Below are 2848 nucleotides of genomic sequence, written 5' to 3' on the forward strand. Positions count from 1 at the left end.
AAGCTCACTCTTTGGTATGTTTTCTTTCTTGGAATTATTCTCCTTGCATTCAGCGTTTCCATATATATTATTCTAAGCGCACAGCTTCATAGTGAAGCCGATTCATCACTGAGAATCGTCTCTTCACAGCTCCTGGCAAATATTGAGATAGTGCAGAACTATCCGTTATTCAAGAAGACAGTTGAAATGGAGTCTCTCACAAACAGACTGCTTGCTGAAGGTTTTGTTGTCAGGCTGATGGACAGTTCCGGGGATATAGTCGAGGGATTTGGACCTTTTGGAATACTTAAGGCCTCTATTGAGCTTTCTGATAGGCAGTTCACAAGCATCTCGACCTCTGTCGGTGTGTGGAGAATCTTCACTTTGCAGATAGGTCAATGGGGATGGATTCAGGTAGGTGAGTCCCTGTCAAGTGTCAGGGTCGCGCTTTTTCGCCTGTCTCGACTGATGATGCTGATTGGTCCGACAATAATCATTCTGGCGGTATTAGGAGGCTTCTACATGGCAAAGAAATCGCTGGAGCCCGTCGAGAGGATCACGCTCCTTGCAGAAGAGATAAGCTTGGAGAAGCTTGACAGGAGACTGAACTTGACTCTTCCCAACGATGAACTCGGTCATCTTGCGAGTACCTTTGATGGAATGCTCGCGAGGCTTGAGGAGTCGGTCAATAAGCAGAGGCAGTTTACTTCAGATGCAGCTCATGAGCTGAGAACACCCTTGACCGCGATTCGAAGCATAGTGGATGTAACACTTCACAGAGACAGAGAATCCGATGAGTACGTGAACGCTCTTATCCAGATTGAGAACGAAATCGTTCGGTTAACCTCTATTATCGATGACCTTCTAGTAATTACCCGGCTCGAGAATAGTTTTCCAAAAGGGGATTGTGATGTCTTTCCTGCAAGCGTCATGATCGATGATGTACTTGAGACGATAAAAGTGCTTGCGGACGAAAAGAATATTGAAATCACAAAGTACTGCCCGGATGACCTGGAGATAACAGGTAATCGGAAACATCTTTCAAGAGCGCTTTTCAATCTTGTTGACAATGCAATAAAATACACGCCGATGGGCGGCCGTGTTCGAATAACTGCTGGCTGCAATCATTCGCAGGGACAGATAGAGATAATTGTTGAAGATAACGGCATCGGTATACAGTCCGAGGAAATCGACAGAATTTTCGATAGATTCTACAGAGTTGATAAGGCAAGGTCGCAGACCAGGGGCACAGGTTTAGGTTTATCTATCGCCTGGGAAATTGTCAAGGCTCATGAAGGCCTCATATCTGTGGATAGTACCCCTGGAGAAGGATCGATCTTCAAGATCACTCTTCCTTCAAAGATTAAAAAACTCTAATCCAGGTCTAATTCTTCTCTAATGTACGGATTCTATATTTATCCCGAAGAGCGATAGATGGTTCATATAGATGTGATCCCCGTACACAGATGTAGATCAAGAAAGAAGGAAAGAGGAGCCTGAATAGCAAAGCAAGCTACTCCGGTAAAGCGATAGTGAATCGGGCTCCTATATTTAAGAGCAAGACGCCCTTTTCATCATCCCCAAAACAGAAGCCAGGAATCTGGCTTCTGTTCTTACTCTCTGTCTGCAATCGCGACAGACATTTTTGAAAGAATCCTCACCAATCCCTCGCCCTGAAGAAAGTTCAGGATATCGAAGAGTTCATATCTCATCATATTAAGCTCTCCAGCGAGAGAATCTATATTCAAATATATATCCGGGTCACCTGAGGTCAGCTCGTTTATTCTGGCGAGAACCAGCTGTCTTGCCTTATCTTTTTCGGGTATCCCGTTGCCTTCTACCTCCATTATGCCTTTGTGAGTAATCCTTCCCATTCTAAACGGTTTGATTTCGATCAGTTCCTCTTCACCAAGAGTTCTCAGAGCTTCATTAAGCTCATCAGGATAAGAGCCGCACTCTCTTATAAGCTCATCGACCGAAAAATATCTCTTCTCTCTCCCCATAACCTTCCCGTAAATCTTCTCGAGAAGTGCCAGTTGGTATGCGGAAATGCTCATCTCAATACCTTTTTGGTTTCCCGACTGGAGCCATGTAGATAGCGAACTCATCATCGCCGTCAAGACCAATCAACTTGTCGATTCTGGTCTGGTCATAGGCAGCGATAGCGCAAGTACCAAGATTAAGCGCTTCGCATGCCAAATATAGATTTTGACATATGTGACCCGCATCCAGAAGAATCGGTTTATAAGAAGTCAGATCGTATCTCCATTCCGTTCTGTACGGAATGACAGACCAAACGAACGTGACAGCACAGTGGCCAACAAACTTCTGACCTAGAGCGGCAAGGGCGACTTCGTTTGCGAAGTCTCCTTCCTTCAGAAGAATCAGAGAATGTGAAAGAGCCACGTAGCGATACAAACCCTTCTTCAATCCTTTCACCAATCTAACGAAGATGTATGTTTCAAATGGATGTCGAGCACCTGCAGATGGAACAGTTCTCAGCGTCGCATAGTTGTTCTTCAGTACTCCTTTTACTCCCTGCGAAGACCAGAGAAGAAAGGAAAGCGACTCAAGTGATATCTTCTCATCCGAGTAAACTCTCCTGCTCTCCCTAGAGAAGATAACTTCTCTTAAATCCTTCATAAGTAGATCAGTGGCGTTGGGGTCGGGGAGCTTTATGAGATCAAATCCCTCTGTACTCTTTTCCAGTGGAGGCTGGGGTTTTCCCTCCATCTGATCTGTCTTGTGAGCTTCTCTATCAGTCTCCTCCCAGACCTTGTTGCTTAAAAAGGCCCTTCCTTCCTTTCTAGTAATCATTAGAACTACCCCTCCTTAGCTATATTAATAAGTTTAGCATAATGGAGAACCT

3 protein-coding genes are annotated in these 2848 nt (G+C 44.8%); 1 reads left to right on the top strand and 2 read right to left on the bottom strand.

Annotation, left to right across the window (positions count from 1 at the left end):
• On the top strand, window positions 1–1356 hold a 1356-nt coding region (locus ENN47_09070), incomplete at its 5' end, for a HAMP domain-containing protein (protein HDP78314.1).
• A gap of 236 nt (window positions 1357–1592) precedes the next feature.
• On the opposite strand, the gene ENN47_09075 is transcribed toward ENN47_09070, so the two are convergent.
• Both ENN47_09075 and ENN47_09080 read right to left on the bottom strand, forming a co-directional pair.
• Window positions 1593–1853 carry a methyltransferase gene (locus ENN47_09075; GenBank protein HDP78315.1) on the bottom strand — a complete coding sequence of 87 codons (261 nt, stop codon included), beginning with the start codon at window positions 1851–1853 and terminating at the stop codon, window positions 1593–1595.
• Between the two features lie 184 nt (window positions 1854–2037).
• Entirely contained in the window at window positions 2038–2796 is a 759-nt protein-coding gene (locus ENN47_09080; GenBank protein HDP78316.1) for a SagB/ThcOx family dehydrogenase, read from the bottom strand.
• Window positions 2797–2848: the final 52 nt, after the last annotated feature.

This window comes from Mesotoga infera (genome assembly GCA_011045915.1).
Lineage (GTDB): Bacteria > Thermotogota > Thermotogae > Petrotogales > Kosmotogaceae > Mesotoga > Mesotoga infera_D.

Bases quoted from the DNA above. Each gene is read 5' to 3' on its own strand.
- ENN47_09075 (HDP78315.1), bottom strand. From the start codon at position 1,853: ATGGGAAGGATTACTCACAAAGGCATAATGGAGGTAGAAGGCAACGGG.
- ENN47_09080 (HDP78316.1), bottom strand. From the start codon at position 2,796: ATGATTACTAGAAAGGAAGGAAGGGCCTTTTTAAGCAACAAGGTCTGG.